We start from the raw sequence: 252 nt of genomic DNA on the forward strand, positions 1-252 counted from the left end.
GTCATTTATGGGTGGTCTAGGATTTATTATCAAGATTACGTTCGTACGGTCATTTGATAAATTATCGAGTGACATCAAAGACTTAACTGCCAAACTAGGCAAGCAAGATGATCGTTTGGATAAACACGAAATTCATCTTACTCAGCATGATGAGCAAATCAAGACACTCTTTGAGAGGGAGAAGGAACATGGATAAATTAATCGAGCTGCTTAAAGCGCTGTGGGAGGTTGGAATCCTACCAGCGCTTTTAA

Annotated in this window: 1 pseudogene; it reads left to right on the forward strand. The window is 39.7% G+C overall.

The features are described 5' to 3' along the window. Positions 1 to 196 (forward strand): annotated as a pseudogene (locus WEIDD23_RS13975) (hypothetical protein); the annotation flags it as partial. Positions 197 to 252 lie beyond the last annotated feature (56 nt).

The organism is Weissella sp. DD23 (assembly GCF_001579105.1).
Classification (GTDB): Bacteria; Bacillota; Bacilli; order Lactobacillales; family Lactobacillaceae; genus Weissella; species Weissella cibaria.